3 protein-coding genes, 1 tRNA gene and 1 pseudogene are annotated in these 3,831 nt (G+C 35.0%); 2 read left to right on the forward strand and 3 right to left on the reverse strand.

Annotated features, from left to right (window positions below; genetic code table 11):
• Nucleotides 1–5 precede the first annotated feature (5 nt).
• Nucleotides 6–78: transfer RNA gene (locus Q0075_RS01170), tRNA-Met, on the reverse strand.
• A gap of 115 nt (nucleotides 79–193) precedes the next feature.
• Between Q0075_RS01170 and era the strand changes: the two genes are divergently transcribed.
• Complete coding sequence (gene era / locus Q0075_RS01175; protein WP_297867919.1) at nucleotides 194–1,078, forward strand: GTPase Era; 885 nt, start codon at nucleotides 194–196, stop codon at nucleotides 1,076–1,078.
• Between the two features lie 225 nt (nucleotides 1,079–1,303).
• Here the strand turns inward: era and Q0075_RS01180 are convergent, their stop codons facing one another.
• Complete coding sequence (locus Q0075_RS01180; protein WP_297867920.1) at nucleotides 1,304–1,795, reverse strand: hypothetical protein; 492 nt, start codon at nucleotides 1,793–1,795, stop codon at nucleotides 1,304–1,306.
• 241 nt (nucleotides 1,796–2,036) lie between these two features.
• Here Q0075_RS01180 and der point away from each other — a divergent pair, with 241 nt between their 5' ends.
• Nucleotides 2,037–3,347, forward strand: coding sequence for a ribosome biogenesis GTPase Der (gene der / locus Q0075_RS01185; protein ID WP_073580596.1), 1,311 nt, complete (start codon nucleotides 2,037–2,039; stop codon nucleotides 3,345–3,347).
• A 160-nt stretch (nucleotides 3,348–3,507) separates the two neighbouring features.
• On the opposite strand, the pseudogene Q0075_RS01190 reads toward der, so the two are convergent.
• A pseudogene (locus Q0075_RS01190) lies at nucleotides 3,508–3,831 on the reverse strand (TPM domain-containing protein); the annotation flags it as partial.

The raw sequence follows: 3,831 nt of genomic DNA on the forward strand, positions 1-3,831 counted from the left end.
CTTAGTAGCGGGAACAGGACTCGAACCTGTGACCTTCGGGTTATGAGCCCGACGAGCTGCCTACTGCTCTATCCCGCGATTTGTGAGTGCAAATATACAACGATTATCTTTAAATGCAAGTAAATTTGAAAAAAATATTTTATTTCTTCTATTCGCTTGATATGACTACCTTTGTAGCCATAAATTTATTGAAATGGAGCACAGAGCAGGTTATGTAAATATCATTGGAAATCCGAATGTAGGGAAATCAACTCTTATGAATGCGTTTGTAGGCGAACGTCTTTCTATTATTACATCGAAAGCACAAACTACAAGACACCGTATTTTAGGAATTGTGAATGGAGATGATTTTCAAGTATTATTCTCAGATACGCCTGGAATTATAAAACCAGCGTATGAATTACAAAATTCGATGATGGATTTTGTGAAATCCGCTTTTGAAGATGCTGACATTTTGGTGTACATGGTAGAGATTGGCGAAAAAGAATTAAAAGACGAAGCGTTTTTTAATAAAATTATCCACTCTAAGATTCCGGTTTTATTATTATTGAATAAAATTGACAAATCGAACCAAGAACAATTAGACGAGCAAGTTCAATTGTGGAAAGAAAAAGTTCCTAATGCCGAAATTTATCCGATTTCAGCCTTAGAAAATTTTAATGTGCAAACGGTTTTTGATAGAATTATCGAATTACTTCCAATTTCTCCTGCATTTTATCCAAAAGATGCATTAACTGATAAACCTGAGCGTTTCTTTGTAAACGAAACCATTCGCGAAAAAATCTTGTTGAATTACGATAAAGAAATTCCGTATGCGGTTGAAATTGAAACGGAAGAATTTATTGAAGACGACAATATCATTAGAATTCGTGCCGTGATTATGGTGGAACGCGATACGCAAAAAGGAATCATCATCGGTCACAAAGGTGCGGCATTGAAGAAAGTTGGGATCCAAGCAAGAGAAGATTTAGAGAAATTCTTTGGCAAACAAATTCACTTAGCTACTTACGTTAAAGTTAATAAAGACTGGAGAAGCAATGAACGTCAGTTGAGACGTTTTGGGTATAACCAAAAATAGAGTTGCTAATTCCAAATAAAACTAGATAATCGCTCCGTCATTTCGAGTGATTTTTAAAAGTAAAAATGCTAATTTTTGCAATTGAAAATTGTATCGAGAACTATAGAAACGATTTTACCTTCTATAGTTCTCGATACTTTTTTTATTTAGAAATCTTAGGCTTTCCAAATAAAAAAAACTCGAAGTGACGTTAGTGGAATTATGTTCCAATTTGAAATGTAATTCCTACTCCAAAACCTTATACATTAAATCTTCTAATTCATGCATTTGTGGAACGCCGCGTTCTCGGTTTAATAGTGCCATAAAATAGAGCGAAAACCAAAACACAACCATTATTCCCATAATACTAAAATCTAAAACTACTGATTGTTTTAATGACCAATGCGTGTAAGCCATCATAGCAAAAACCAAAAATAATCCAGCAACTATAAAATGTAAAAACATAAAAAGCGTCCAAAGCAATTGCTCAGGTCCGAACAAGCCTTTTACTGTGGTTTTATCTTCATTGGCTTCTAATTCTAAATGCAAAAAAGGCGAATAATATTTTCGTTTTTCTTTACTGAAATAAAAATACAGATGTTCGTCAATGATTTTGATTTGGTAATCCGACTTTAATTCGGATTTTAAAATTTTTGCTCTTTCTAAGATTTGCGCAATACTATTTTTAGATTCCACTTCAAACTTAGGACGAAGTGCGATGCTTTTTTCGGGTTCCATACACTTGGGATTTATGCGAATATATAAATTTTTAACAAATGTTGAATAAAATTTTCAGTCTAGCCCAGATAGCAATGAAAACCCCGCAAATTTTACACCTATTTTTTCTTTTTATTGCGGTAGCGACCCTAGAAGCTGCTGCAATAAATTTAGAAAAAAAGACGTAAAATTGTGGTGTTGTAATGGATAGCTGGAAAAAGCTCCAAAAAAAATCGTACTTTTGCCGATTCAAAATAAGATTATGAACAATATTGTTGCCATTGTAGGAAGACCAAATGTTGGAAAATCCACATTTTTTAACCGTTTAATTCAGCGAAGAGAAGCTATTGTTGACTCGGTAAGCGGTGTTACGCGTGATAGAAATTATGGAAAAAGTGAGTGGAACGGAAAAGAATTTTCGGTAATTGATACCGGAGGTTATGTAAAAGGTTCGGACGATATTTTTGAAGGAGAGATTCGTCGTCAAGTAGAATTGGCTATTGATGAGGCGGATGCTATTGTTTTTGTGGTAGATGTTGAGGAAGGTATAACTCCAATGGATGAAGAAGTAGCGAAATTGCTTCGTAAAGTTAAAAAACCTATACTTTTAGTTGTCAATAAAGTAGACAACGCCATGCGTGAAAAAGACGCAGTGGAGTTCTATAATTTAGGATTAGGTGAATATTTCACAATCTCGGGAATGAGCGGAAGCGGAACTGGGGAATTGTTAGATAAAATCGTAGAGGTTTTACCTGAATTACCAGAAGCGGTAGAAGAAGAAAATCCGTTACCAAGATTTTGTGTTGTAGGAAGACCAAATGCTGGAAAATCATCATTCATTAACGCTTTAATTGGTGAAGATCGATTTGTAGTAACTGATATTGCAGGAACAACTCGTGATGCAATTGACACAAAGTACAACCGTTTTGGATTCGAATTCAACTTAGTGGATACGGCTGGAATTAGACGTAAAGCAAAAGTAAAAGAAGATTTAGAATTTTATTCGGTAATGCGTTCGGTAAGAGCTATTGAGCACAGTGATGTGTGTTTATTAGTTATCGATGCGACTCGTGGATTTGAAGGACAAGATCAAAGTATTTTTTGGTTGGCCGAGAAAAACCGTAAAGGAATTGTAATCTTAGTCAACAAATGGGATTTAGTTGAAAAAGACACCATGTCGACTCGCGATTACGAAAGAAAAATTAGAGAAGAAATTGCTCCTTTTACTGATGTGCCAATTTTATTTATTTCAGCTTTAACGAAACAACGTTTATTAAAAGCTTTAGAAACCGCAGTTGAAGTTTTTGAAAACAGAAAACAACGTATTTCGACTTCGAAATTCAACGAGTTGATGTTGCCAATTATTGAAGCAACGCCACCACCGGCATTAAAAGGAAAATACATTAAGATTAAATATTGTATGCAGTTGCCAACACCAACACCTCAGTTTGTGTTCTTTGCGAATTTGCCACAATATGTAAAAGATCCTTACAAACGTTTTATTGAAAATAAATTGAGAGAAAACTACAATTTTAGTGGTGTTCCAATTGATATTTATTTCAGACAGAAATAGAAAAAAGAAAAACTCGTTAGTATTGCTAACGAGTTTTTTGTTTTCAAATACAAGTACAAGTTCAAAAATCAAGTACAAGTTTATTTTTGCTTTGCTCAAAGTAAACCTACTTTGTAGGAGATTCCTACTTCGGCGGAATGACAATGATTGTGAGTTTAATTTAGAACTCCCAGCTTCCGCCGGCACCTCCACCAGAAAATCCGCCACCGCCGAAGCCACCACCAAAACCACCTGATGAACCACCGCCAAAGCTTCCACCACCAAAACCACCATTTCCTCTACCTAGGCTGCTCAGAATAATGATATCGCCTAAATCCAAACCACCTCCACCTCTAAAATTTCCGCCACCTTTATTCCCTCTTGAAGCTAAAACGATTAGAATAATAATAAATATAACAATCAAGATAAAAGGCAAAGGATTACTCGATTCTTTTCTAGAACCTTTGTATTTTCCTTTTAAAACTTCAAAAATAGCATCGGCACC

It is taken from the genome of uncultured Flavobacterium sp., assembly GCF_937967675.1.
GTDB lineage: Bacteria > Bacteroidota > Bacteroidia > Flavobacteriales > Flavobacteriaceae > Flavobacterium.